This window comes from Plesiomonas sp. PI-19 (genome assembly GCF_021368255.1).
In the GTDB taxonomy this organism is placed as follows: domain Bacteria; phylum Pseudomonadota; class Gammaproteobacteria; order Enterobacterales; family CAMTGL01; genus Plesiomonas; species Plesiomonas shigelloides.
The window spans coordinates 1-26369 of sequence record NZ_JAJNMQ010000004.1; the positions used below are offsets into that span (position 1 = coordinate 1).

At 41.3% G+C, this 26369-nt stretch carries 30 protein-coding genes; 10 read left to right on the forward strand and 20 right to left on the reverse strand.

Translation table 11 applies throughout. The features are described from left to right. Positions 1–542 precede the first annotated feature (542 nt). From LQ901_RS16485 to LQ901_RS16510, 7 genes are all read left to right on the forward strand, one after another. A complete protein-coding gene (locus LQ901_RS16485) occupies positions 543–740 on the forward strand; it encodes a DUF1187 family protein (protein ID WP_370635695.1) in 198 nt (65 codons plus the stop codon). Between the two features lie 96 nt (positions 741–836). After that, positions 837–1175, forward strand: a complete 339-nt coding sequence (locus LQ901_RS16490; RefSeq protein ID WP_233672474.1) for a hypothetical protein — start codon at positions 837–839, stop codon at positions 1173–1175. 309 nt (positions 1176–1484) lie between these two features. Next, complete coding sequence (locus tag LQ901_RS16495) at positions 1485–1718, forward strand: hypothetical protein (protein ID WP_233672475.1); 234 nt, start codon at positions 1485–1487, stop codon at positions 1716–1718. A gap of 144 nt (positions 1719–1862) precedes the next feature. After that, a complete protein-coding gene (locus LQ901_RS16500) occupies positions 1863–2378 on the forward strand; it encodes a hypothetical protein (RefSeq protein ID WP_233672476.1) in 516 nt (171 codons plus the stop codon). Between the two features lie 708 nt (positions 2379–3086). Further along, a complete protein-coding gene (locus LQ901_RS16805; protein ID WP_255698602.1) occupies positions 3087–3212 on the forward strand; it encodes a hypothetical protein in 126 nt (41 codons plus the stop codon). 61 nt (positions 3213–3273) lie between these two features. Next, entirely contained in the window at positions 3274–3795 is a 522-nt protein-coding gene (locus LQ901_RS16505) for a J domain-containing protein (RefSeq protein ID WP_233672477.1), read from the forward strand. A 95-nt stretch (positions 3796–3890) separates the two neighbouring features. Beyond that, the gene (locus LQ901_RS16510) at positions 3891–4451 is read left to right on the forward strand and encodes a hypothetical protein (RefSeq protein ID WP_233672478.1); all 561 of its coding nucleotides are present in this window, start codon (positions 3891–3893) and stop codon (positions 4449–4451) included. A 274-nt stretch (positions 4452–4725) separates the two neighbouring features. On the opposite strand, the gene LQ901_RS16515 is transcribed toward LQ901_RS16510, so the two are convergent. Genes LQ901_RS16515 through LQ901_RS16525 form a run of 3 tightly spaced genes read right to left on the reverse strand, consistent with a single transcriptional unit; the run spans position 4726 to position 6614 of the window. Then, the gene (locus LQ901_RS16515; RefSeq protein ID WP_233672479.1) at positions 4726–5439 is read right to left on the reverse strand and encodes a hypothetical protein; all 714 of its coding nucleotides are present in this window, start codon (positions 5437–5439) and stop codon (positions 4726–4728) included. Then, positions 5432–6190: a conjugal transfer protein TraL gene (locus LQ901_RS16520; RefSeq protein WP_233672480.1), complete on the reverse strand. Its 759-nt coding sequence runs from the start codon at positions 6188–6190 to the stop codon at positions 5432–5434. Before LQ901_RS16520 ends, LQ901_RS16515 begins: the two co-directional genes overlap by 8 nt. A 10-nt stretch (positions 6191–6200) precedes the next feature. Next, positions 6201–6614, reverse strand: a complete 414-nt coding sequence (locus LQ901_RS16525; protein WP_233672481.1) for a hypothetical protein — start codon at positions 6612–6614, stop codon at positions 6201–6203. A 335-nt stretch (positions 6615–6949) separates the two neighbouring features. Between LQ901_RS16525 and LQ901_RS16530 the strand changes: the two genes are divergently transcribed. From LQ901_RS16530 to LQ901_RS16540, 3 genes are all read left to right on the forward strand, one after another. After that, positions 6950–7294, forward strand: coding sequence for a plasmid mobilization relaxosome protein MobC (locus LQ901_RS16530; RefSeq protein WP_152108739.1), 345 nt, complete (start codon positions 6950–6952; stop codon positions 7292–7294). Next, a complete protein-coding gene (locus LQ901_RS16535) occupies positions 7291–10023 on the forward strand; it encodes an LPD7 domain-containing protein (RefSeq protein WP_233672482.1) in 2733 nt (910 codons plus the stop codon). The genes LQ901_RS16530 and LQ901_RS16535 overlap by 4 nt, the downstream gene beginning before the upstream one ends. Positions 10024–10204: 181 nt before the next feature. After that, on the forward strand, positions 10205–10591 hold the full coding sequence (locus tag LQ901_RS16540) for a hypothetical protein (protein WP_233672483.1): 387 nt from the start codon (positions 10205–10207) through the stop codon (positions 10589–10591). Between the two features lie 127 nt (positions 10592–10718). Here LQ901_RS16540 and LQ901_RS16545 read toward each other — a convergent pair whose 3' ends face one another. The 17 genes from LQ901_RS16545 to LQ901_RS16625 form a co-directional block, all read right to left on the reverse strand. Continuing rightward, positions 10719–11990, reverse strand: a complete 1272-nt coding sequence (locus tag LQ901_RS16545; protein ID WP_233672504.1) for an AAA family ATPase — start codon at positions 11988–11990, stop codon at positions 10719–10721. Between the two features lie 61 nt (positions 11991–12051). Further along, on the reverse strand, positions 12052–14181 hold the full coding sequence (locus LQ901_RS16550; RefSeq protein ID WP_233672484.1) for a type IA DNA topoisomerase: 2130 nt from the start codon (positions 14179–14181) through the stop codon (positions 12052–12054). 13 nt (positions 14182–14194) lie between these two features. Next, complete coding sequence (locus LQ901_RS16555) at positions 14195–14656, reverse strand: conjugal transfer protein TraL (protein WP_230402531.1); 462 nt, start codon at positions 14654–14656, stop codon at positions 14195–14197. 9 nt (positions 14657–14665) lie between these two features. Beyond that, positions 14666–16552: a type IV secretory system conjugative DNA transfer family protein gene (locus tag LQ901_RS16560; protein WP_233672485.1), complete on the reverse strand. Its 1887-nt coding sequence runs from the start codon at positions 16550–16552 to the stop codon at positions 14666–14668. 13 nt (positions 16553–16565) lie between these two features. Then, the gene (virB11, locus tag LQ901_RS16565; RefSeq protein ID WP_230402527.1) at positions 16566–17585 is read right to left on the reverse strand and encodes a P-type DNA transfer ATPase VirB11; all 1020 of its coding nucleotides are present in this window, start codon (positions 17583–17585) and stop codon (positions 16566–16568) included. Between the two features lie 55 nt (positions 17586–17640). Beyond that, complete coding sequence (locus LQ901_RS16570) at positions 17641–18789, reverse strand: TrbI/VirB10 family protein (RefSeq protein WP_233672486.1); 1149 nt, start codon at positions 18787–18789, stop codon at positions 17641–17643. Continuing rightward, on the reverse strand, positions 18779–19549 hold the full coding sequence (locus LQ901_RS16575; protein WP_152108750.1) for a TrbG/VirB9 family P-type conjugative transfer protein: 771 nt from the start codon (positions 19547–19549) through the stop codon (positions 18779–18781). Before LQ901_RS16575 ends, LQ901_RS16570 begins: the two co-directional genes overlap by 11 nt. Next, the gene (locus LQ901_RS16580) at positions 19546–20286 is read right to left on the reverse strand and encodes a virB8 family protein (RefSeq protein WP_233672487.1); all 741 of its coding nucleotides are present in this window, start codon (positions 20284–20286) and stop codon (positions 19546–19548) included. Before LQ901_RS16580 ends, LQ901_RS16575 begins: the two co-directional genes overlap by 4 nt. Continuing rightward, a complete protein-coding gene (locus LQ901_RS16585; protein ID WP_233672488.1) occupies positions 20286–20426 on the reverse strand; it encodes a hypothetical protein in 141 nt (46 codons plus the stop codon). Before LQ901_RS16585 ends, LQ901_RS16580 begins: the two co-directional genes overlap by 1 nt. A gap of 2 nt (positions 20427–20428) precedes the next feature. Further along, complete coding sequence (locus LQ901_RS16590) at positions 20429–21415, reverse strand: type IV secretion system protein (RefSeq protein WP_233672489.1); 987 nt, start codon at positions 21413–21415, stop codon at positions 20429–20431. A 115-nt stretch (positions 21416–21530) separates the two neighbouring features. Continuing rightward, the gene (locus LQ901_RS16595; RefSeq protein ID WP_233672490.1) at positions 21531–21755 is read right to left on the reverse strand and encodes an EexN family lipoprotein; all 225 of its coding nucleotides are present in this window, start codon (positions 21753–21755) and stop codon (positions 21531–21533) included. 27 nt (positions 21756–21782) lie between these two features. Further along, complete coding sequence (locus LQ901_RS16600) at positions 21783–22004, reverse strand: EexN family lipoprotein (protein WP_233672491.1); 222 nt, start codon at positions 22002–22004, stop codon at positions 21783–21785. Positions 22005–22006: 2 nt separating this feature from the next. Beyond that, positions 22007–22651, reverse strand: a complete 645-nt coding sequence (locus tag LQ901_RS16605) for a type IV secretion system protein (protein WP_152108746.1) — start codon at positions 22649–22651, stop codon at positions 22007–22009. Positions 22652–22659: 8 nt separating this feature from the next. Next, on the reverse strand, positions 22660–24972 hold the full coding sequence (locus LQ901_RS16610) for a conjugal transfer protein (RefSeq protein WP_233672505.1): 2313 nt from the start codon (positions 24970–24972) through the stop codon (positions 22660–22662). A gap of 44 nt (positions 24973–25016) precedes the next feature. After that, entirely contained in the window at positions 25017–25349 is a 333-nt protein-coding gene (locus LQ901_RS16615; RefSeq protein ID WP_233672492.1) for a VirB3 family type IV secretion system protein, read from the reverse strand. A 70-nt stretch (positions 25350–25419) separates the two neighbouring features. Beyond that, positions 25420–25743, reverse strand: coding sequence for a TrbC/VirB2 family protein (locus tag LQ901_RS16620; protein WP_233672493.1), 324 nt, complete (start codon positions 25741–25743; stop codon positions 25420–25422). Continuing rightward, the gene (locus LQ901_RS16625) at positions 25736–26335 is read right to left on the reverse strand and encodes a lytic transglycosylase domain-containing protein (protein WP_233672494.1); all 600 of its coding nucleotides are present in this window, start codon (positions 26333–26335) and stop codon (positions 25736–25738) included. Before LQ901_RS16625 ends, LQ901_RS16620 begins: the two co-directional genes overlap by 8 nt. Between the last annotated feature and the right edge of the window lie 34 nt (positions 26336–26369).

Genomic DNA, 26369 nt, shown 5'->3' on the forward strand with positions numbered 1-26369 from the left:
TGAGTTTGTGACGGTGTAACATTGCGGCGAGGGTGAGTATTTATTAAATTTATTGGTACCCATAAAGAGCATGACAAAATTGATGCTGAAACAGTTGGTCTTGAGTAAAATATATGAAGATTAAATCAAGCCATTGGGGGTGTATGATTAATTCTGTTGGCGAGAACACTTTTGTTATCGGTTTTGTTTTGGGTTTTTTGGCTTGCTGGCTTTTTTTTCATATTGACGCGAAACTATCTGAAAAACAAAAAAATGATGATTAACATTTTATCTGTTGTTCATTGTTATGTGTGACTTATCTGTTTTAATCTGGCAAATCATTACGCGATCTAAAAACTCTCATAAGGCTGATTTTGCTGTTCAGGCTGCAAGAGCTGCGCTATTGGCGAAAGGGGAGGGTAAAAAAATGGACTGCGTTAAGCAGTCCAAAATGTCAAACTCTAGGAATGTCGATGGTGTATTTCACCGCTTACTTTCTATAAAATTTTTTTATTTTAGTTTTGATTTTTTGTGTGCTTGTCAAGCCTTGCTGATCTTAGGGGGTGGTTTTGCCTAGATATAAAATTACAGGGACTATTAATAAGCCGGGTGGTACACCTATTGAGTGGGTGCATTTTTCAAAAACAAAACTTACTCGCGCTGAATGTGAAAGGAAACTATCTACTCCAAAGGTTATTGGGGTTTGTACAGATGAGCGAGTTACAATTTCTAATTTTAAGTGCGAACTGATAGAACTATAAAAATGGTGGGGCAGTTTATGCCCCTTGGTGATTATGGATATTTTATTAACTGTGATGTAGTTTAATGTTGTTATAAATATCTTTGTGAGGAGGGCTATGATTAATAGATGGGTGTTTGTTGCTTTTGTTTTTAGGCTTTTAGTGTTGTTCTTTGTGTTTATCCTCCTTGTTGCAGCTTTGCTTACGATTTTCTCAGGCACGAATTACGCGAGTGTGTTGTTTGATTATGTGATGCCTAAAAGTCTATCTCAGATCTGGGGGAGCTTTATTAACTTTACTCCAGAGCCTTTTTTTCAGTCTGCACCCGTAAATAGACTTTATGACGTGATTGTTCGTATTGTTGGTGCTGTTTTATTGCTTGTTATTGCTAATGTGTTGTTGGTTGCCGCAATATGGTTTGATGAGAGTCTCTTTAGACGAAAGAGTAAGGGTTAATGTTCCACTTTTCCGTTGTCCACAAATCCACATGAGACTAAGCCAGCGATAAAATACCCCAACAAAGGGTATTTTGAGCGGGAGCGCCCACAATGACGGGGCAAGTCATTGTGGGGTCGATTGTGGAGTTGTGCGTCAACGTTTTCGCCCATATGGAATGGCAGTGCTTTTTATTTCATTGGGGTGTGTGAATATTTATACTGAATTATTTTATGGTTTGTTAATTACAGAAAAGTTCTTCAATGCTTTAATTTTCCTTCTTTATCCAGTAATATAGAATTGCCAGTTTGTAATGGTTAATTATCGATAGTGGATCATCGTTATACGCAGCTTGCATTTTGTGTTTGTGTGTATCTTGGTGAAGATTATAGTAATGAAAATATTTCTAATTATGAGAGCTTATCAACTAAAAGTGATTTACTTGATTTTATTTATGATAAAAATATAGCTGGCGTTTTGATTCAGTTTGCTACGCCTGTGCCAAGTAATTTTTCATTCTATGACGATGGTGAGTTCTCATCATGTGCACCTAGTTGGGGGTAACGTCTTGACATTTTTCTTATGGTAAATCGGTAGATGAAGCTATAAATCGTGCGATCTCTGTTCAAGATAAGTATTGGAATGAATGCCTTGAGAGAGCAAAGGCTGAATGCTAAAACTTGTCTAATTGTTAAAAGGGGTTTTTTTATGGTGTTTAATATCCCTATCAATATACTTTTATGTGCTCGTCAGTTCTCAAATAAGATTATATTGAGTGGTGAACAATCAAATTCTTTTCTGGTAAATTGCCCTGATGTTTTTTTTGATTTAGGCATTGAAGTGATATCTTATTCAACTATCAAAGATAGTGATGGAAAGGTAGTGGAGTGCCTTCAGCCTTCTGTAGTTGAGCATAACATGCAGTATTGGCCTATTATAAGCAATACAGAATTTGCACTAAACAATCCAAAATATATCAGTGCTGAATTTAATAGCTCTGCAATCGAACACCTATCAAGCATTGTTAAAACAACAGCGCCAGAGCTAAATACACTATTGGAGTGGATGAAAAAAAACAAAGCGGATAGTTGGTTAGTTGTTGGATTAAGTCATGCAAAATTCGCTGTTGCTGGTATTGATGTTGCAATAGAAAATATACACATTAATCTAAGCGAATATATTTTGGCACGATCCAAAAATGACCGGAGTGACTCTACTCACTGATTACATTATTGTGCTGGCTGCGACCAGCTCTCCCCCGCGCTTATCCCTTCTCTCGCCTGATTAGGCTTTCCTGTAGTACAGCAAAAGCAGGGGGCACGCTTCGGCTCCCCCGCCATGCGGGGTCGTCCGCTGGCATTCTGCTAACCGTTCATCATGAACGCTAACCAGAACGGAGCCTTTGTCTCCGGCTGACGCTGCCAACGGATGCCTAAAGAGCAAGAGCAGGCTTGCAGCAATCCAAAGGATTGCGCCGCCCAACCGCCGGACTTGATAGTCCGGCTATAAAGGGCGTGTGCTTCCTGCGTTCCCGCCGCAAGCCCACGCGGTTGCGCCTGATTCAGTCAATGGTCGGTTATGCCATGCTCCCCTAAGTCCTTTGCCGCTCGTCACCATACCCGCGCTTGTCCAAAAAACCAGTGTCCGCAAGCCGCGCTCTAGGCGCGCACTGGTTTTTTGGTCTATTCGCGCGGGTCTAGTGCCTTATAACGCGGCGAAGGTCTCAGGGAAGCATGGGTTAAGAACCGAGCACCGGACAAGAAATCAGGCGCAACGAGTAAGAGCTTTGCGGCTCGGAACTCGGAAAGCATGGGGTTTTAAAAGCAAAAGCAAGGAGGTGATAGGAAATAGAGAGTTTGGCGAACGCCAAAAATGAAAAAGGACTGCGGTAACAGTCCTTATCCAATAATCAACATATTGAGGCAAATCATTATGTCTAAAGAAATTATAGATACCGCGAAAAAAATTGCAAGCGGTAAAGCGGCCACCATTCCGGCTATGAAGTTCTACGAATGGGGCGAGTTTGTCCGGCTGATTAAATTCTATCAGGCGGCATAAGCCAACAATAGCGCCCGCAAGGGCGCTATTTAACCCCAACATTTTGTAGGAGTAAATAGCGATGAACGTACAAGAAGCATTAAACGTATTCGGATTGAGTGGTGATGATTTAACCGAAAAGCATGTCAAAGCCACCTATAAAAGATTAGCGTTGAAATTTCATCCAGACCGGAACCCATTAGGGGCGGAGTTGATGAAGGCGGTTAATGCGGCGTTTGATGTGTTGATGGGGAATATTGAGCGTCTAAGCCAATACCAAGCAACCGAGCCGGAGGCGCGTTATAACTACGGCGAGGAGTTGGAGGCGGTATTAACTGCGCTTAATCAGTTGGCGGGTATTGTTTTTGAGGTTATCGGTAATTGGGTTTGGATTTCAGGCGAGACGAAAGCGCATCGTGAGGAATTAAAAGCGCTGCGCTGTAAGTGGGCACCGAAAAAGGGGCGTTGGTATTACCGACCAGAGGAGCACCGCTGCCGCAGAAACAACAAAGAGCACACTATAGATGAAATTCGGGAGATGTACGGTTCAGGCGGTCAACGTAAAGCGTGGGGACGTTATGCGGTAGAGGAGCGCGCCGCATAATTAAAAAATGGGGCGTGAACTGGCGGACTGCGTGCGATTTACGCCCCGAAGGATAGGAATGCAAAGTATAAATGCAATAATAGGATAATGCATTTATGAAAGATATCACATTTCACAAAGAGTATTTTTCACATTTTGTGCGCGTTTGCGCTGAGTTAGGGGCGGGTTGGCGTATTGATGTTCGGCAAGCGTGCGAATATCGGATTAGAATGATTAACCCTGATTATCGGCATTTTGTTTTGTTGGCGATGATGGAAAAGGGAAGAATTATTATTCTTGGGTTGCTAAAAGATAACAAATACGGTGATTTTGGTGTGCGTTTGAAATGCACCGTATCACCAGAACGCAGCGCTGCCGCAATAGCGGGCGATATTAAGCGAAAAATTTTAATGGATGCACCTGTGCTGATCTCGAAGTATGAAGAGATGCACAAAAAGTATTGCGCTAAACGAGATCAAGCGGAGATCTTGCGCGGGGCATTATCCCGATTAGTGAAGGTATCCAAGGGGTATAACTCCGGTGAGCTGGCGAGAATTGAAACTGACAAGAAGATCTGCGGTATTGTCCATGAAGGATACAGGGGCTATGGTGTGGAGTTGTCCGGCTTGTCTGCGGATGATTTAATCAAGATTGCTGGGTGTCTATCTAATTTGTAGCGCGCCTATCTGATAAAGCGGGTCTTGAACCCGCTTTATCAGAAACAAAATATCCACAACTCCACAATCGCCCCCGCAATGACTTGTCCCGTCATTGCGGGCGCTCCCGCTCAAAATACCCGTTGTTGGGGTATTTTATCGCTGGCTAAGTCTCATGTGGATTTGTGGATATTTTGCAAAGAGCAAGCAGGCGTGCAGCAATCTTTCAGATTGCGCGCCAGCCAACCGCCCATACATGGGCTTCAAAGAAAAGGCCGCATTTGCGGCCTTTTTGTTAGTTAATTATGCGCTCAAATTCTTTTTGAGCTTCTTTCTGTTGCTTGGTTGGTAATGATTTTATTGTTTTTTGAGTAAAGTCTATTAACTCTGAACTTGACATTAAAACGGTTTTTAGTTCTTTATTAGCGCTTTGTATCTGGTTGTTAGCTTTCTCTTGCAAATAGAGATAAGCCCCTGAAGAAAATGCAGCTGATAAGGCAAGCGCTCCGCAAAAAGCAAAGCCAATCAATGTACTTTTCTTTAATGGCTTATAGCCAGACGCTTGCTTTTTAAATTCATCTCGTATTTCTTCTAAAATTTCTCTTGCGTCAGCGCGAAAACGCTCTTTAGCTGCGATGCCTTCTTCAACTATTCCATTTTTTTCATCTGCAATTGAGCCTGATAACTTTTGTATATGTTTTAGACTTTCTTCCTCTATTTTGTTCGCCACATCAGAAATGTTATTGATTCTTTCTAAATGTCTGTTTTCCGATTCGCTTATAACTCTTTCCCATCCGGCGTAGCAGGATTCGATATCAGATTTTATTATGCTAGATATTCTTTCAATGAACAGATTGCTTGAAACAGCAACGGCTAGAACAGGATCGTCGACACTAATTTTTTGTCCTGTTCTTTTGAATACCTCAATGAGAACATCTTTTATATCTTGTTGAGATAACGCTAGTACGTCATTGGTAGACGGATCTTGTTGTAATGTGTTATCACTCATGAATCACCTCAACATTGTCATAGATTGCATCCAGTTGAGTATATACATCATTGAAAACTCGCTTGAGGCGAGATTTAGCCATAAGTCCAAAATCATCAGATTCGAGTGCTTCGATTAGAGTCATGGAGTTTGATGTTAATTTTTTCACATCAGTATCAAAGGCATCGCTTTTTCTATCTTTTATTAGTACTGCGCCTGCAACAACATCTTTATTTAGTTCAAAGAAATTAGTTTCGTAAATATGTTTACCTGATAGGATTGGTTCACCTTGAAACTCATTAATCCATACAATAATTTTAGCTTTTGAGCCTTTTACTAAATTAACAAGACTTTCAAAGCCTTCTATTGTATCAGCTTGTGCCTGCCCACCAACGATAATGGTGTGAATGTATACATCTTGTTTGATTTCGTTAAACATTTCCATGACTTGGTTGTCATGAAAATATTGAAGCAAAGGAAGGAATGTTGATGCTCCATTATCAATAACAAAGTTAAGATCTCCTCCTTCGAGGATGGATTCAAACATGCTATCGAATCGTGATTGTACAACATTGTTATTCTCAATGATTTTGATTATGTCTGCATTGAGGCGCTTTATTTTAGCTGTTGTCGTGTTTACTGGATCAGTGTCGGCTACAACAACATTGTTTTTCTTTTTGTAATCAATAAAGTATTGCGCGAGTATTGATGATGCGAATGATTTCCCTACACCGCCCTTACCTTGTAATACGAAATTGATTGATGTATTCATATTTTAATCCTCATTTGTACTTGTCTTCAAATTTTGCCATTGTTGCAGATGCGTTGTGTTCTATCTTTCGTTCTTCCTCTCTTTTTGAGAAGAATCCCTTAATCGGCTTGGTATGTGATTCCTCCGTTCCCTTAATGCCTCCTTCTCGAATTATATCAGTAAGGTTTTCATTTTTAATGCCCGTTTTTTTGCTTTGTGATTTAGAACGATTTAATAATAGTTTGAAATAATGTAGTGTTAGTTTAGAGCCTTCTGTAAGGTGGTGATTTATCGCATTTGTTATAAGTTGATTGCTAACTCCTTTATTTTTGCACTCGTCAATAATCGATTTGTGTGAGTTGAAAACATGTTGCTTGCTGGCAATGTTTTGACTCATTGATTCGGCTATAGGTTTGACTTTCTCTAGAAGTTCTGCGTTTGTCATGATATCTCACTCCATGTGGGTATATACCGCAAATATAATAAATCTATTAATTGATATCCATGTGATACCTAAATGATTCCTTATTGATATCATTGCGATATCTGGTTGATATCCATGTGATATCTATGTGATACCTGATTGATATCCATGTGATGTCTTAATGATATCGCATTGATATCTATTTGCGGCTGAACTCTTTGCTAAACAAAGAGTTCAGGCACGAGACCGATGTTTACACGGCGCTCCGCGCCTTGTAACATCGTCGTGCCAAAGGGTGCTCCCTTTGAAACCCCTGACTGTGCGGTTCTACGAACCTTATAATTACGGTGGTGAGCATGGCTGTAGAAAGAAAAAATATCATTGCAATACGTTTAACTGATGAAGAGTATGAACCATTTCGAGTGTTGTTAGAGTCATCTAACATATCAAAGTCTGATTTTTTCAGGTCTCTTATTTTATCAAGAGTAATAGAGATTCCGCCACCACAAAAATCAAAAACAACAAACCAAGATTATAAGAAATTACTGTTTTATGTGAATAAAACGAGTAACAACATTAATCAAATTGCTAAGCGATTAAATGTTGCTAACAAGCGAGGTGTTGTTAGTGAAAGTACTTTCATTAAAGCTATGAATGCTCTGATTTCAATTCGCGATGGATTGTTGGGGGCGCTGAAATGATAATCAGGATTGGTGGTGGAAATGATGGCATTGCCGAATACTTAGAAAACGGCAGGAAGGCTGAGCGCGAGTTTACGAGAGATGAGCTAGATCAGCGTTTAGTTCTTGATGGTGATTTAGCTCTTACTAACTCTGTTATTCAGTCCATAGATAACAATGGTCAGGAGCGTTATCTACATATTACACTTTCCTTTTATGAGTCTGAAATTAGTGAAGAAAAGCTGTCTTCTATTACAGAAGACTATAAAAGGATGTTGATGACTGCTTATGATGAGCAAGAGTTTTCATTTTATGCTGAGGCTCACCTGCCAAAAATAAAGCATCTTATTGACAATAAAACGGGGGAGTTGGTAGAGCGAAAACCTCATATTCATATTGTTATACCAAGAACTAATCTGGTTACTGGTAAGTCAATGAATCCTCGTGGTAACTTAAAGGATTCATCTACAAGAAGTATGATGGATGCTATACAGGAGCATCTTAATTATAAATATGGATTGGTTAGTCCGAAAGAACGGGTAAGGGTTACAGATGACAACCAATCAAAAATTTTGTCTCGCGTCAAAGGCGATCTGTTTCGGGAGCGGCAAGGTGCTATAAAAAAACAAATTCATGATGACATGAATAAGCATGGTGTGAATAGTATAGAAAAATTCCACGATCTTTTAAAAAATTATGGTGATGTTAAAATAAGGAATGCAGGTAAAGAGAATGCCTACTTTGCTGTTAAGTTTCAAGGTGACGAAAAGTATACTAACTTAAAAAATCCATTATTTAGCAAGGAGTATATAGAGAGTCGTGAGCTTTCGATAAAAAAACCGAGCGTTACGGAAATACAAAAGAGAGTCGATGATTGGGTTAATCAGAAAAGTTTAGAAATTAAGTATGTTTACCCATCATCGGCAAAGCGTCGTCAAGCCTATAAATCAATTCCCAATAAAGATAAAAGAGATACGCTAAAGAGGATTGACCATGAGTACAGAGAAAAATTTCAACTTCCAACAGAGAGACGACGGGAAAATGATCGTCAGCGAAGTGTTGAATACTCTTCCCGAAAGTTTGTATCCCAAAGAACATTTGGCTTGCCACGTATGCCCGAATGCGGTTTGGTTTACGGATTGCGAGGACTTGAAGCATCCTCGACTAAGCGTGTTCTGTCAGATAATGCGGAGCGTGATTTGGCAAAGCGTGGAGACAGAAAAGAGGATCTTTGTTCGTCAGTGCGATGGGATGAACATCTTACAGGAGGAGTAAAATCAATAGCCGAATCCAGTGTTTTGCATGAGGTTATTTTTTCTCATATTAATGCTAAAGCACAGGAAAATGAGCGAGAGCTATTTTCTGAGATCAGGAAAAACATTGACCCAGAGAGATTTTTAGCGGCAGCAAAACAAGCATTCAACATTACACCCGAAGAGTACAAGATAACAACAGCAAAAGATGGCTCGATGCGAGTCAGGGTTGGACAAAGAAATATGAATGCGTCTGACTTTTTGACCAAGCACATCAATCTTCCTTGGCATGAGGCTAGGGAATTTTTACTCAAAGTGTACGCAGAGCAGCAATCTGGAAAAAAATATCAATTGGATTCTTCTCGTTTAACCGAGAGTGCGGTTAAAGAGCGGCTTGATTCTCTAAAATCGTCAAAGCGGTATTTATCACAATTCGTCAGCCAAGAACGGAGAGCTGTTTATGCTCAGATCAAGCAATTGCGTGCTGAGTTGCGATATGTGCCGAAGGAAGAAAGAGAAATCGCAAAGGGGGTGATTGCTTATGTAAAAATTACATCTATGGAGCGTATAGCCGAGAAGGAGCACGAGGCTAGAAATTTTATTAGTCAATACCATGCTAACTGGACTGAGAGTAAAGACGCAATGAAAACACTTGATAAGATCAAACGAATTATTATGACAAATGATGGTGAAAATACCATTACTTGCGGAAAAAATAGCTCGCTTGGACTTAAAGAGGCTATTCACTGTGAAAAACAGGTAAGAGAGTATATCAAGCTGAAAGATTTGGCCGTGAGTCGAACTGAATCGAAGATAGAGTACTGCGATCCTGAAAGCAAAAAAGCGGTCTTCATTGATAAGGGGTTGCGTGTTGTTGCAAAGACAGATGATAAAGCAGCCATTGGTATTATGCTTGAGTACGCCAAAGAAAAATTTGGTGGTTCGTTGAAGCTGAATGGCTCAGAAGAGTTTAAGCAACTGTGTGCTGAGGTTGCCGCAGAAAAGGGGATGAATATCATTATTCACCCAGACAAGTATCATCAGATCATGCAAGAGCGTAAGGCTGAGCTTGCCGCGAGCATTGAATCAGCACCGATGCAGTCAGATCTGGCAACCATAGACCAAAAGCGCGATAACGATAAAGCTGACAATGAGCATGGCGATAAACCATTGCCTAGCGAACAGAACCCGCTGGGCGCTAGTGCAAGCAGCTTTGATGAACTGAGAGATGTACCTGCATACTTGCGTAATCCAGTAGAAAAAGAAAAGACAGACGATGCTCACGTTGATCTCGCAGAGCAGAAAAACATCAAAGAGATTTTGCTGGATGAATTTGAGAAAAAACATGCAGCGCGAGATTTGGCGTTTAACCGTGAGTTTGAGCGAAACGAGATTAAGCACTTATCCGATGATGGGGCTAGAGAGTACTTGCAGGAAGCGCTAAACAGTCGGATGGAGCGAGCAAGTACAAACGAGAAAACAGAATCCGAGATGTGATTGTTTTAAGACCTAATGTTTCTATTAGGTCTTATTTTAAGCTTGAACAAGCGTAATTTTGAACGATAGGTGCTGAGTTATAGGGGGAAATAGATAGCCCTATTAGACAAAACACATTCGAGATCCTTTTGCTATCCTTTTGGCTCATAACTGTAAGTGATCCAATGGGTGTTGAATTTTTATGCGCAATAAACTAAATGATATTCATTTTGTTTGTTTCTTTATATTCTCCAGCATTGTATTGTTTGTCATTTATGGCGCAATGTCTATTCCGATTCTTGTTTATCTAAAGGCGCTGCTGTTTTTCTTTCTATCATCATCTCTGCTGTTGGTGCTATTTAAGCTATGTTATGCCAATAGTTGGCGATTTCGGTATGTCTACCCTTTGATTCCTATAGGGGTTTATGTGGCCTTTATTCCTGCATTGATTTACATGGCCAACCCATACCAAGAGGAAGTATCAGGCACACAATTGAAATTTTTGGGTGATGATGTGTTCCATATCGTTGCTTTATTATTTTTATTGATTGTTGGTTACAGTCTGGCTTTTATCATGCGAAGAAAATAAAGTGTTTGCTGGGGTAAATTTATTTATATGGCTATATTTACCCCATATAATGTGCAAAATAACTCACAGAGTTATCCACGTAAATTGTGGATAACTTTTTAGTGCTAGTTTAGTTATGTATGCTTGACTATTGATCACATATATAGCTGTCATAATCTGGTAGTGGGCCGTTCCTCCTAAAATCCTCTTCTCTATCATCTATATCTTCTTCTGCTTCCATGACGCTTAAATCTAAACTTCCTTTTAAGAAGTTTCTTGCATTACTAATCACCTCGATAGAGAGTTCCCGCTGGGTTCCTCTAATCATACCCATAGCAATGTTAATGATTTCTTTTATTTCTGCTGGTGTTGTTCTGTCAAGTGCTTTACCGAGTTCTTTATGGTCAATAGATACATCGTCGGGTAAATACATTTTGGCACATGCAGCGGCATCTTTCGTTCGGAACGCTCCAACTGAGATGACGCGATCAATGCGTCCGGGGCGTTTTCTAATCCGAGGATCTATTTTCTTTGGGTAATTTGTTGAAAATATGATGTATGTCCCCGCGGTATTTCTTGGTGAGTCAGCACCATCAAGAAAACTTAATAACCCTGCGTGTGCTCTATATAGCTCATCTACCTCTTCAGCAATAATAATGGTAGGCTGTTTCTTTTTCGATGCGGCGATACATACATCTTTAAAAAACACATCTGCATAGATGAACGAGTATTTATCTTGGTATTTAGCTGCTAACGCTTTGATAATGGTTGTTTTCCCTGTCCCTGGTGGCCCAGTGAAGAGGATTTTACGCATTCCTGCTTGTCCGTAACGGGTATAATAGTCAATATCTTCAAAAAATTGATTGAAGTCCCTTTCTAATTCATGAAATTTAGGATGTGAAGAAAATCGTTTTGCATCCTCGATTTCTTGCTTTCTGGCTTTTCCGTAATAAAAAATGCCATCGCGTGAAGTTGCGTCTGTTTTCCAGATTCCACGTTTTGGCAGCGAGTGATTTAACTTTGAAGTGCCTAATTCGCAGAGGGAATGGAGCATTGATATACTTTTCTGTGAACCTACAACATACTCCATTCTTACTTTAGAATTAAGAATAAATCGTATTATATGTACAACCTCATTATTGCCTAGGTGTACTCGAAATGCTCCCGAACCATCTTTAAACATCAACCTAGTTCCCCGACCTGACTTTACCATTACTGGTTGACTTCCCGCATGGACAACTGTTGAAGCTATAGGCTCAATATCTAAATTCGAGTATATCTTTCGCCTCTTTCTTTCTATAAAAATAGAAGTTAGTTTGGGGTAGTAATCAAAATCTTTCACAATCACGCCATAAACATCTTCACCATAATAGTCGTGATGAAATTTAAGTGCTTGATCCACTAACTTTGGTTTTCCCATAGTATTCTCAGTCGCAAGTTTTTTGTTAATTTTCCCCTGCGCTTTGCGCAGGAGAGATATATTATTTTGCAAAATCAAACTTTACTTTTCCGCCTTGCTCAAGCGTTAAGCTGGCGTTGAAAGCCTTCCCATTTTGGGATGTAAAACCTTTAATAACAGGGGTTTTCTTGTTTTTGAGTAAAGTAATGATTTGATTGTCGGTAAGTGTCTTTTTGCAGATTGTTTTGAATAGTTTGAATTGGCAATTTTTGCAGAAAACAACCTTTGCGGTGTTCGTGAGTTCACCCGTACAATCTGGGCAATTCACGTTAAAGCTAGGCTTTTCTGGCAGTTTTATATTTGTGACATCAATCTCCTTAATTTGGTCTGCAATAAACCATTCCAAGGCATCGAGGAACTGATCAACCGTCATTTCTCCACGCTCGATGGCTGTTTGCTGTTCATGCCAAAGTGCGGTCATATCAGGTGTTGTCGCGATTTTGGGAAGTGCTGCAATGAAATCAATGCCAAGTTGTGTTGGTTCGAGTTTTTTATTTTTCTCTACATAAAACCCACGACGTTTGAGCGTTTCTAGCATGGCCGCGCGAGTCGCAGGCGTTCCAATACCGCCACTTTCTCCCTTTTTCCCTGCGTCTTTCTCTTTGAGCAATTGCTTAATCTTTGGATCGGTAACGTATTTGGCGACTCTTTGCAGGTCTTTAAGTAATGTCGCTTCTGTGTAAAGCGGTAACGGCTTCGTTTTCTCTTTGGAAATCGAAATGTCCTCACATGCGCCATCATTACTGAGTTGCGCGAGAACGGCATAGGGCGTCTCCATCGCAATCTCGTTTTCGTTATCATCAGCCTCTTGCCCACTTAGTAATACAGACCATCCCGCATCCGTGGTTAGCGTTGCTGACGTGGTAAAGTTGTGGCCGCAAACGTCCAGATCAACTTTGCACTGCTTATATGTTCGCGCAGGCATAAACTGCGCTACATACTGCTCAACAATAGCGGTGTACACTTTCTTTTCATCCGTGCTCATCGCGCTGAGATTTGGCTGTGTTGTTGTTGGAATTATGGCCGTGTGTGCAGTGACATTGGCATCGTTAAACGCTCGACCTTTTTGATTTGGATTGATGTTTAACTCGCTCATGCTTGGAAACAAGTTTTTGACTATTGCGAGCGTTTGAGCTGCATCAGCGAATTGCTCGCTAGACAAATAATTACAATCTGAGCGGTTATAGGTGATGGCTTTGTGTTTTTCACGCAAACTCTGTGTGATTTCTAACGTTGTTTGCGCACTTAGCCCATGCTTTTTGCTCATAGCGGCTTGTAGATCAAGCAAGGCGAACGGTAGCGGCGCAAGCGTTTGTTTATCTTCTATTGCGTGCTTGGTAATGCTCGCTTTTTGCCCCTTACAAGCGTTAAGCACACCATTTGCAAATGCTTCATCAATAACCCTGTTCTTGTCATCGACGGGTACCTGTTCTGTAGGCTGGTAACGCGCTTTGAGGGTTGAGCCACTAAACGCAAATTGCCCGCTAATGCTGTAGAAGAAACTGGCTGAGTGATTTTTGTTGGCGAGATAGCGAGAAACTATCAATCCAAGGATCGGGGTTTGTACACGACCAACAGACAGGACGTGCTTCCCGCCATTTTTAGCCTGGGCTGCTAATGTATATGCTCTGGTCATATTGAAGCCGTAGAGCTGATCACCTATCGCACGCGCAAGTGCTTTTTGGTATAAGCCAAAAAATTCGCGGTTATCTTTTAAATTGTTGAGCGCTTTTTTGGCTGCGGCAACATTTAAATCGTTAATCAGTACGCGCTTAACAGGTTGGCTGGCATGACAAAACTCGATTACTTCATCAATAAGTAGCTGACCTTCATCATCGGGATCGCCTGCATTCACCAAAATATTCGCTTGGCTAATCAGTTTTTTTATGACATTGAATTGTTTTTCAGTGGTGGGTTTGGGTTGGTATTGATGAGGACGTAATTTAAGAGGTAAATCCGTCATATTCCATTTTGCATAAGAAGCGTTATGCGCTTCTGGCGGTGCTAGTTCAAGTACGTGGCCGACGCACCATGTCACAGCATCATTACCGCATTGGATGTAACCATCACGACGTTCAGCCTGACCAAGCGCATCAGCAATTACGGCACCAAGTGCGGGTTTTTCTGCGATAAACAGACGATTAATAGACATCAATTATCTCCTATTAATAGTAAAATTTTTCGCCGTATGGCTTTCCATCCATATAAGTCTGAACCCAACTATCGGTTGCGGTGCATCCATAGGGTTTCCATGTCACAACCTCCCCTTTACGGGTGATTTTTACGCAGCGCTGCCCGTCTAAATGACGACCATCAGGCATTTTGGCTGCAATGCCTTCTTTATAGGTAAGATCGCTCGGTTTATAGTCGCCGATTAGTTCATGCGGTATTTCCGACTCTTTTACGGCGCAACTGCTAAAGCTGGGTAACGGAGATTTCCGTTTTTTTATTCTGTTTAGAAATGCTTTTTTTGCTCCACCACATCCACTAGGAAAGCCTGTTGGTAGGCAAAGCCAGATAGCACACTCATCATTAGAGGCTGCGTGCGCGGCATTGGGGATAGTTGCATTGGTCATTACATAGGCAGTTAATAATGATGCTGATAATAGCCTTCTGGATATTTTCATGGGGAATCCTTATTCGGAACAATCAACAGTGTCGTGAACATCTAAATTAGGTTTATTCATAACGTTGCTAATACCCATTGCGCTTGCCTCAAATGTTTTACGCTCCTCCTCATTAAATAAATACGGTATGGATACTGGATTGTTTTTGGCGTAATTTACACGCTCCATAAATACAGGTTCTTCAAAGTAAATGATTTTGTTTGCAATGAACGGTCGGCAGTAATCGGATAAAATGATTTCCCGAACAGCCATGTTTCCAGTTTTGTTCTTGTGATCGCGTAACGATACTATTTCTTCAGGAAGCAATACGGCACGGCTAATCACATCATGATTACGTGAACGTGAGCTACCGCCTTTACCTGAACTGCGAGAGTCTGAGTGTTTCGTTACCTTCATGTCACGGACACCAATCTTTTCTGATATTGATTTTGCCGTGTCATTTATTGATTTTGGCGGGTAATACAGCTCCACACCGGTATTTTCAATGAAAGTTTCCGCCCCTTCTTTGCCATACATTTTGGGATCTTCAAGTTGCCCCTTGTTCTGTAGAATGAACATGAAGCGAATGTTGTATCCCGCCGTAAATCCGACTGCTTTTTGAATGATCTCTACACGCCCCATTGAGGTAAATTCATCCAATATTAATAAGCATTGGTATTTCAATTCTGGGTTGTTTTCTGGAAGCTCCTTTGTGTTTTCATTAACTAACAACGAGAAAAACAGGTTAACCAGTTTTGCATGGGTGACTAAGCTATTAGGGGAAAGTCCAAGATACACTGACATTCTCTTTTTGCGTAAATCACGCAAATCAAAGTCACTGGCATCTGTTGCGGCTGCGGTGACAGGGTTAGAGAACACGGCCATGCCATTATTAAAGTTAACTAATATTGATGCGCGGGTTCTATCTGCCGCAGACATAAACTTGCGGAAATACTGTTTTGTATCTTCACCAAGCAGCTCACCTTTTGCTTTAATCGTTAGATCCATCCATTTCTCAAGAGGATCGCCTGAGCTTGGTATTGACGTTTTGATTATTTGAGAGCACGCAACCTTTGTTGGCTCCACCTTCTCCATATCAAGAAGGTAAAGCGCCAGTCCTATCCACAACGAACTCGCAGATTCATTCCATGTGTCATTATCTCCCCCAGACATTGGGTACAGGATAGCGGCAATTTTTTTGAGATCGGTTTCGCGCTGTAATGGGCTACGACTCACGTAATCAAGTGGGTTAAGGCGGTGCGATTTAATTTCACCCTTACTTGCGGCACTCGCATTTTCGGCAAAGCCATCAGGCGAAAAGAGATAGCATTCATGCCCTTGTGATTGGCGGTATCCCGCAGAAAGGAAAAAGTTTTCTAACTTGATGTCAAGAACCACGATACTGTCGTAGTAGTTAACGCAGTTCGGGATAACAATGCCCACACCTTTCCCTGAGCGTGTAGGCGCATACAGGATTAAGAATTGCTGGCCGTAAAAATAAATATAATTGTTTTTGAATCGCCCCTTGAACATCTTACCAATCAGAATGGGCGGGTATTTCTGTTTGTCTCCTTTTTTGGGGAAGAAACCAGAACGCGCAAGATCCATTGGTGTTGCTAATCGAGCATCACCATAGATGATTTTTTTAGGTAGCAAACCAATGATCACTGTTACCATTAAGAACAGGAAAACCGCGTATGGAATGGCAAACCCTATCCAGCCAAATGCAATGATTTTTTTATAGGCGCTATCTTGACCAAATGCTTCGTTTATTTCAAAAAAAGTATTGAACGTTAATGATGAAGGGTGGACTCCTGCTTTATGTAGTTGCATGTATCCACCAAGATAAATTGAACCTATAGCGCATAACGCAAGAATAAATAACAAAAATATGGCAAGTACTATTTTTTTATTCATGGTGAGTTGCTCTTTAGTCTTCGCTTAGCAATTTGTTTTTTACTTCGGGTTCATAATAAATTTCGGTTAGATACGTTTTGTTGAAAAACAAAATTACATCTATGGATTTTTTAATAGTCTTCATAACCAAATCCATATCAAGGGTTAATCCAACCTCACTTTGCTTAACAATGCTTGCTAGTCGTGAAAACGAAGCGTAAGTATTGTTGGCGTGAATCGTGGTAATAGAGCCTTCATGCCCCGTATTTAGCGCCTCTAAATAGCTCCATGCTTCATCACCGCGTAACTCGGCCAAGAAAATATGATCCGGCTTTAAGCGCATACACGCTTCAATAATGGCGCGTGCGCTAATGCCGCCTTTTTGAAAGAAAAGGTGAATATGGTTAGGGTGTAACGGCAAAGTCATCTCATGTGTATCTTCTATGGTTGCATAGCGGCGGCTGGGTGGAAATAAATCAGCAATCGCCTTAGCTACCGTGGTTTTTCCTGAGCCGGTTCCCCCTACAATCAAAAAATTGAGGCGGTCATTAACCGCCTCTCTCAAAAACACGCCAATTTGTTCTGGGGTACCACGCGACAACGAATACAAATATTGTTGTCGTTCAGTCATTGATACCGTAACGCCAGAAGCAATAGCCGCCTTGGAAAAGCGCCCAGATTTTACATAGTCATCAATTGAGAATCGCGTCAGAGAAGGTTTGCGTATAGATATAGCGATACATTCAGACTCAGTGGCTGGCGGTGCAATGATTTGCCCGCGCTCGCCGTTCGGTAAAACAACCGATGCAATCGGATACTCCGATAATGAATACGTTAAGCCACTATAAATACAGAGCGCACTGGCGAGGTGTTCAAGGTTCTCATAGGTTGCGTGAGGGGCATCAATGACACGCCAACCATCGCGATCTTCATACCAGATTCGACCAGGCTGATTTATTGCTACTTCGGTAACGCCATCACAATCCAAAATGGCTTGGATGCCAACGACCTGTAAAAAATGCAAGGCCATCGCATCTTTTTTAAAGGTGTGCATAACCGCTCCTTACACGAGAAATCCCCGTGTCCGGTTTCCAGCACGGGGTAAAAGATTAACGAGACTCGTAAACGCTAGAAAAGTCGATATTGCGCGGGACAATTACTGTCAGTAATTCACCCTGATTGATGTAGGCTGTTGGAGGAATATTGATTGAATTTTCCAATGCAATTTCAGCCATTTTCTTACCGGTGTCACTGGTATTATCAAAAGTGATCCCGTTGCTTTCTGAGCCTGATTTAGCTAAATGCGTCGATGCCGCAGTTAATGAGTCATCAATTAAGCTCAATAGCATTGAATTGCCAAAACGCTCCCAGAAATGATTATCTATCCACGCTGGCAAGCCAGAAGCACCAAGGCCATCAGCACCAAGAGCATCAATGCGCACATTGATATTTCCATCTTTAATGTTTGTCCATGTGACAAAAACACGCGCAATGCCCTGTGCAATGGCTTGTTTTTGTTCACCAATGAGCATAGCGCCAGCTCTAGCCAGTAACATTTCACCGTTATCTGAATACACATCCTTGGTCAATTGGCACATCACCGCAGGACTTTGATACGAAGTGACGATTTTCGTTTTCAGAACGCAGCTAAGCGATGTGCCCGCAGCCAGCAACCATTTACGGTTTTTGATAACGCTCGCTGAACCATTCGCAAACGTGCTCCCCTGTAGTAAATCGTCACTGTCTTTCTCTTCGGTTTTTGGCTGGGTTTGGTTGTTCAAAACCACGAGGGTTTCCCCGGTCAAAATACGAAGGTGTTTAGGAAGAGGTTTGTTTTCGTCTTGCGGTGAGGTTGATGTGGAGGCTGATGGTGGTTGATTTTGCTTAATCTGCTCGACTGCATCTGAGTTCTTGGTAGCCTTTTCTTCCTCCTTCCGTCGTTCTTCTTCTTGCCGTTTTCGCTCAGCTTCTGCCGCTTTCTCTGCGGCTTTGCGTTCTTCTTCTTTCTCTCTATTGATCTCTTGCTTTATTTCTTGAATCCGCCCTTGTAGCCCTTTGTCTTCTTGTGTCGCGCGTTGTAATGCGCTGTTATCTGTGGATGCGGGTTTTGGTGGGATGTCTTCCTCAGTAGAGCGAGGCAAGAACTTGATAATGGCGACAATGAGAATAAAAACTGTCACACAGATTGATAACAAGATAATCAGTTTCTTTTTAGAGCCTGATTTTCCTTTTACTTCAATAATACCGTCATTTTTCATCGGTTTTCTCCTGACGATACTCGTTAGTTGATGATCCCTTGTAATTATAAAAACGAGGAACTATTGAGTCGGTACGAACATCCAAAACAGATGAGCCAAGGCGGAGCACGAAGTCATTAGATACTTCATGGATAACCATTGTGTTGTTTTCCATGTGCGTGTTCACAAGCATCTCTTTGTTATCGGCATTTTTTCGGTAAACAACGGGAAGATCACTTGTGTTAGCCCAGCGCATACACGTAAATTGCCCATCATCCCATATCTGATAGGGTGAAATGTTCATGCTGCCACGAACATAATATTTACCATTAATTTTTCCAGCGCTATTACACGGTATCTTTTTCTGAGTAGCCGATGGTGATGATTTTAACGGCTTTGGATAGGTAAATTTCAGACGATATGTCGGTAATCCTTTTGTTGACATCAAATACAGATTGTAATTCCGCTTGTTTGTCAGAACGACAACATTCGTATCTGGGTTATCTTCTACGATTGGTCGAAACAATACGCTATTTCGTAGAGTAGAGACAGCCCATGCAGCGGGATCGCCGAGTCCTATCCCATCAATGGTTTCATCTTCGCCAAACTCAACAACAGATACTGTCCCCTTTTTAACCATGACTTTGATAACGTCGTCGGCGTTATAGGTTGTTTTTTGGATGCGCTGATCAAAACGCGATCCAATTCCGACAGATGCAGCATGTACAGACGTGGCCGCAACGCCTATCAGTAGCGATGCGGCAATGCAGCTATATTTCATTTGGTGGTCTCCGGATCAACTCGATAGGATAGAACGTTAAAACCAAGTGGATTTAACAAGCGCTCGCCTTCTGTTTTGATTTCATGTTTAAAGTCAAAGGCAACGGTAGCAACCCAGTTAGTCGTAACGTATTCGTTAGCAGGCTCTCCGGCGCTAGTCAGCACGATTTTAGAGAAGCGAACTTGCGCCGTGTCTTCTTCCAAAAAAGTGACAGACTTGATTTTTGTCTTGATTTTGTAGTTGTCTTTCAAAACATTAAGCGGTGAATTTGGCGCAAGAATATTTCTGCGATATTCGGAGAAAACATTTGATGAAGACATAAGCTGCACGGTGTCATTCATCGTGCTAATGGTTTGCCAATCATATGATTCATAGTTAATCACAAACTGTGAAATCCAGTATTTATTGACAACTTCGTCATATGTTGCCTTCTCATTTTCGATAGGCTTGACAATATCGGTGTATCCCGTCGAATTATCAACCCGTATAGCATATGCCTCCACTGTTTTTAGCGGAGCCATTGCTGCAATGGCAAATGCTAAGGCGAAAATAACGGCTAGAAACACACATATCCCAATGCTTAATAAAAAACGCTGTTTTTTTAGTGAGTCGATATTTCCTTGTTCAAAGCTCTTTACCGCTTGATAGTAACTTTCATCCTCTTTCTTTGTGTCTACAACAGTTTTCATTGCGATTTCTTTTGTTTTTTCAAAATAATCGGCGTCGTGAGTGCTCATTAAAAAGTACCTTTCTTAATCGCTTCGATGTCAGTATTAATTACATACCATTTGCCTTTAGCTTGCGCTGGCTGGGGAGGATTTGTTGATGAACAGCCGAAAATAGATAGCGCGAACAATAATAGAATTGTTTTTTTCATGGTTATCCCCCTTTGATTGTGCCTTTTGCTAATCCCAATTTGTTTGCGGCATAGTCTTTAGCGCTATTCTTCATTTTGTTACCGAAGCCCTTAGTGACATTACTCACACCTCTACCTAATGCGCGCATACCGCTGGCGCGGGCAAGACCTGATGCAAAGCTATTTCCAGCGGATGTTAATCCGTTAATCCCCACGCCGCCTGTTAGACTTGAGCTAATAACACTGATTTGCTCGATGAGATAGATTGATACGGTGATGGTAAGAAATAGTAATACAACCTTACCTATGCCGAGAGCTTCAGGGTTTATGGCTGTTTGCTTTTCGATTAATGAAACCAGAAAACTAAATGAGATGGTGAAAAACACATTAAGCAATATGTAGTTTAAACATATACCGCACCAACTGGTAAACATCCCTCGGGTAACAGGAAATGCGGAAAAGCAGATAAAAATAACACCAACAGAAAGAACAATGCCTATTGCGAAAGTGGAAAGACACAAAAATACCGTGGCATAGTACATAAGTATTGCACCACCTATATAACCAAGCCCCCATGTAATGTAAATTAGTATGTTGCGACCAACATCAAATTTATTGGTTCTTTGCATCTGGATATCTAAATACATATCTAGCGAAGAACTCATTTTTTGCCACATGGCATCGACGCTTGTTGCTACATTCGGTTCGCCGAGTACGGCGGCAGATAATTCATTACCAGCATTTAAGACAAATGGTATAACGTAATTAGCATAGTAACTACCGCTATAAGTAAATACACTGATAACTGCCCACGCCATGATGTTCTTTGATACTTCGTTCATCAAAATGTCACGTTGTGAGTAAATGATATTGAATGCTACAAAGCATACATACACACCCAAGGCAGCAAAAAATACAGGGGATATGGCATGTGCAATAGCGCCTACATTTTTAGCAATGGATATTTCAACCAGATGTTTTATTTCGGTAAGCATATCCGATACAAACATAAGCCTTACCTCTATATGAAGGATAAAGGGAAACCAGAGCGGTAATGAAATGTATTTGGGAAGAGAAATAAAAAAACGCACTTTATGTGCGTTTTTGTGGGAGAGAAATTAAAGATTATCTTCCAAGAGATTTTTTAAAGAAATCTTGACGATCTAGCTCATCAATGGCTTCGCGAGCATTTTTACAATCATCACCAGAGAGAGCGCCTTTTTCACACTCAACCAATACCTTTTGCGCTTCTTCTTTGTGTTTAAGATAATAAGCGGTGTCTTTAGGTGGCTCCTTGCAACCAAACAACACAGCAGCAACAGCAGCAACAACAATAAACTTACTATTCATTATCACGCTCCAATTGTTATATTGTCTTTATTGACCTAGCAATCTGTTTAAATGAGCTTTTCTATCAAGCTTATAAATAGCTTCGCGGGCATTTTTACAATCATCACCAGAGAGCGTACCTTTTTCACACTCAACCAATACCTTTTGTGCTTCTTCTTTATTTTTAAGGTAATAAGCGGTGTCTTTAGGTGGCTCCTTGCAACCAAACAACACCACAGAAATAGCAACAACAATAAAATTACATTTCATTATCATCTACCTAGTGTCATTTTGAAAAATTCGCGACGTTCTTTCTCTTCACGCACTTTATCCATTTCGGCAAATTGCTTTTCTGCTAAATCATATTGTTTGATTTGCATATCAAGCGTCATTTGCTCCATTGCTAACTGATTAGCTAAATCAGATTTCTTTTGTGGTGTATCCGCAGAACGTAGATCACTCTGTAAGCTTTCTAATCGCTTTGCCCTATCTGATACAGCCTTATTAAAATTATCATAAAAGGCTATTTTTTTTAATAGCTGGTCGTATTTTTCCTGTGTTTTCGCATCTTCGCTACGGAGATTGTGCTCTTGCCTCATTGTTTCAAGATTACTGCCACTTTTCTCCGTTATCTTTGATAACGAATCCTGCATATAACTCGATACAGTATCGAATCCATGACTAAAATCACTGATACCTTCAAAGCGTCGCTTGGTATCTTCGCCAAATCGCTTAGCTTGTTCATATTCGCGTACCGCTTGATCCAGCGCGGCTTTAGCTTCTTGTGCTCGTGTTAAACCTTCTTGCACTGTTTTAGCTATGGCTGCCGCATCAAATACAGGGATACCTGATGCGAATACGGAAGTTGTACATAAGACCTGAGAAGTCAGAAGTGCTGCTAGGAGTGTTTTTTTCATCGGCGGCCTCAATTTTTCAATCGTTCCAACAGAACAGGTATCCACTCATCAGGATTATCCGATTTCAGCTCTGCACGAATTTTTTCACATAGCGTGATCCCTTCCATTGAGCCGGAAATAATAGGCAGAAAATCATCAAATCCGTACAAGTCCATTTTCGCAAAGCAGCTCGATCCACTTTGCTTGATTAGCATGGTGCGAGAACTTGCCCCTAACCGTTTCAAGCGCTCAAATTCCTTCTCACTTAATCCGATTTTTTTGTAGCCTTCATACTCAGCATCAGGGTTAGGTAGAAGAATTTTTGTTGGCGTTTGCTGCACAATCGGCGCGAAAATTTCGCACTCAATAGCATCCTCGGGAGACTGGCTAGTCAGCCACATCATTTCCCCTTTCATTCGCCCAGCTTTTAGCGCTGATTTAATCATTGCTGCGGTGAGAGGAAAGTTTGCAGGCATCCAAAACTCTTCAATAATGGACAGCATTAACTGACCATCTCGCTGCATTAATGTTTTGTAGAAGAACAAAATAGCCAACAATGGCTCACATGCAGGATGAACACCCTCTTTGGTTTTCTCAAGAATTACGGTGGTATCAAATCCGACCTTCTTATACGCCGTTGGGTTAAACGTATTTTGTGGCGAATCTACAGCCCAAGCGTACTGACCAGAGCCGCACCATTTCCCCAACCGAATTTTTAGCTCAGGATCGGAAATCCGGCTTAATAGCGTGCTGAGCCGCCGCATTTCACGGGGTAATAGCATTGTCGCATCGACGGCCTTAGCAAGATCTTCCGCTTGCGCATCCGTACACGGCTTGCCACTCTGATCATAAGCCAGCGTTTTAACGAAACTCTTGAGAAACTGCACAACTCTAGGCGCTAATTCATCATCAAGATCGCAGATTTGAAACGGGTTTAAGCCTGTGTATTCGCCCTCTTTCAACGTAAAGTATGTGCCACCGTATGCGCGTACAAATAGCTCCGTTGAGCGGTTGAAATCGACGACAAACATATATGGATCAAAACGCTGCAAGAATCCGGCGGCCACACCTTCAAGCGTTGTTTTACCCGTACCTGATGCCCCTAGAATTAAGGCGTGACCAGAGATTTTTTGGCCGCATACATCACGACCAGGCGCGGAGTAATGCGTATTCAGCCAGTACAATCCATCAGCAACGGTTTTTAATGGCATGATGGCTGAGCCATCACCGATGGGATTGCCTCTTTTTTTCCCGTGGCTGTAGTTATGCAAGCTAAACGTACATGCTAGATTGGTGATCGTTCGGCGACTATCCAGAGGTCGATTTTTGCTCATTGGCATGTGGCTAAAATAGCAATGCGCCCCCGCACTGTTTGTGCGGACAAAGCGAAAACCTTTACCGGAGCTTACGAACTCCGTTGAAACCTTAATACCGTTCTTACGAGCCTCATCAGCCGTGCGGCCAAACACAGTGAGTACACAATGGTAAGAGCCAAACAGTGTAATACCACTGGCAACCACTTCTTTTCCTAACACCAATTCACTTTGCTGACTTTCTGCGGCATCTTGTACAGATCCCATTTTGTTCAATTGAGAGTCAATGCGTTTTAAAGTTTTTGTTGGCGACTCATAGATGAACGACTGCGTAATGATGAACTCATAAGGCAGTTTTAATAAAAAGTCCCATTGGCCAACCTCGGTGAACATTGGAAAGTCTTTGATCACATAGTTGGTGGCAAAGCGCTTTTCATCGGATTCATTGTTGCGTAATTCAAGCGTGTCGAACCCAAAGAACCACTCAGAGTCAACGATTGATGATGAAATCGGTGTAGCAGACAAAGGGATGCGAGTATGCTTTTTGTTCAGCAAAAGTGATAAATAGTCAGCGACTTCACTAACTCGATTCTGATCAACGGATAAGGTATGTGCGCCAAATTTTCCAAGTATTGCCATTGCTTGATGAATGATTTCATCAATCCGTTCAATAGCTTCATTGATATTGGAGTACTTAACACCAAAAGTTAGGTAGTAGGTAGACTTAAAGAAGTCGGCGTCCTGAAAAAGCGCAATGTACTTTTCTGCAAACCTCCGCAGAAAATCACTATCAAACTGATAGTCTTCATCCAAACTAACACGCTCTTTGACAAGATGCGTCCAAAGATAGACATCCCCGTCTTTACCTAAATTCACCAGAAAGGTTTTTATGGACTCAAACTCTGAGGCTATCACCCCGTCAGAAATGCTTTCAAACGGCATCCCCTCGATAGCAATAGATGCTAATGCCTTTTTATCCGAGGTGAAAACAATATGCTTACTGACATGGAACTGATAGTCAGGATACATACGCATTACCGACTCTGTTCGCCCTTTCTTTAAAGATGGTAAAGTTAGCGTTCCCATTTTCTTAACCCCGTGGAATCAAAGCCAATAATCGAATCACCTTGCTTCAAGTAGATAAGACGACCTTTGAGATTCATTTTAATTACTTTTAACGCATTCGGGTCTTTATCGCATAACAACTTGACGCCAAACGCTATGAGAAATATACATCCAGTAAAAATAAACCCCTTAGCTCCAGCTACGGCAATAAATATAAATGTGCCAAACAAGCCAACAATGCCAAGCGTTAATAACAGCATGAGCGGAACCCCCATAACCATTGCTGGACGGTTTAAACCGTTATATGTTGCATATTGGTCAGGGTTTTGATTTTCTTGCATTGATATAACCACCGCATTTAAATAATGATGTTAAGCAGCCTAAATATTGGCTGCTCAACAAATGGCGTGATTACTTAAACAGGCCTAATGCCCATTCGCCACCGATTAAAGCACCACCTGCGAGAGCACAGTAGCCTAGAGCCATTCCCACATCACTCCAGTTCTTACGCTCCCCAAGAGCCATCAAGATGTTGTACAGAAGGTAAACAATCGCTGCAATACCAACAAAACTATAAAGCCAAACTTTAATGTCTGTTAAAGCATTGGTTGCTGCAGGTAAACCACCACCCGCAGCTAATGCAGGTGCTGCCGCCATGACAGAGCAAAGAGCACCCGATGAAATTTTTTTCAAAGTATTGAATGCTTTCTTTTTGATGTTTTTAATTTTATTCATTTTCAAAATCTCCAAATAAATCCCACGAATTGGTTTTGCTTGAGTGGGTTAATGGTTTATCAATGATTGCGCTTCGGCTTTCTCTTTCTTGCTGAGGTTTAAGGGCGGGGACTTTATAGGCTTTATTTCTAACTCGCTCTACATAGCTAGTATTCGAGTATTCAGCCTCTTTTTTTAAACCTCGAAACTCATTACCTGAGTAATACATTGAAATTGCTTTATCTAATCTTTCTTGCTCTGAATCTCCTTTTGCTTTCTCGTAGTTCTGCCTCAATATTTTTGCTCCGGCCTTGATGTTTTCACACGCATCAAATACTGTGTTGTTATCAAGTCCAAGAGCCTTAAAATTACCGCTATAAATCTGCATCAATCCCGCACTAAACTTTTTCCCCTCTTTGCTTAACGTATTGATATAACGAATGGCCGAAGCCTTATCAGAAAAGCTACGACTAATGCGGTCATCAATATTGGCAACGGCGAAAGGATTTCCGCTCGACTCTGTTTTTACAATTGCATCAAGCGTGACTGGTGAGATTTCAGGGGCGCACTGTTGAAAGAGAAGAGATAACGATAATATAGCGCTGGGTATCATCTTCCCCCTCCGCTAATTTTATTTACACTCAAAT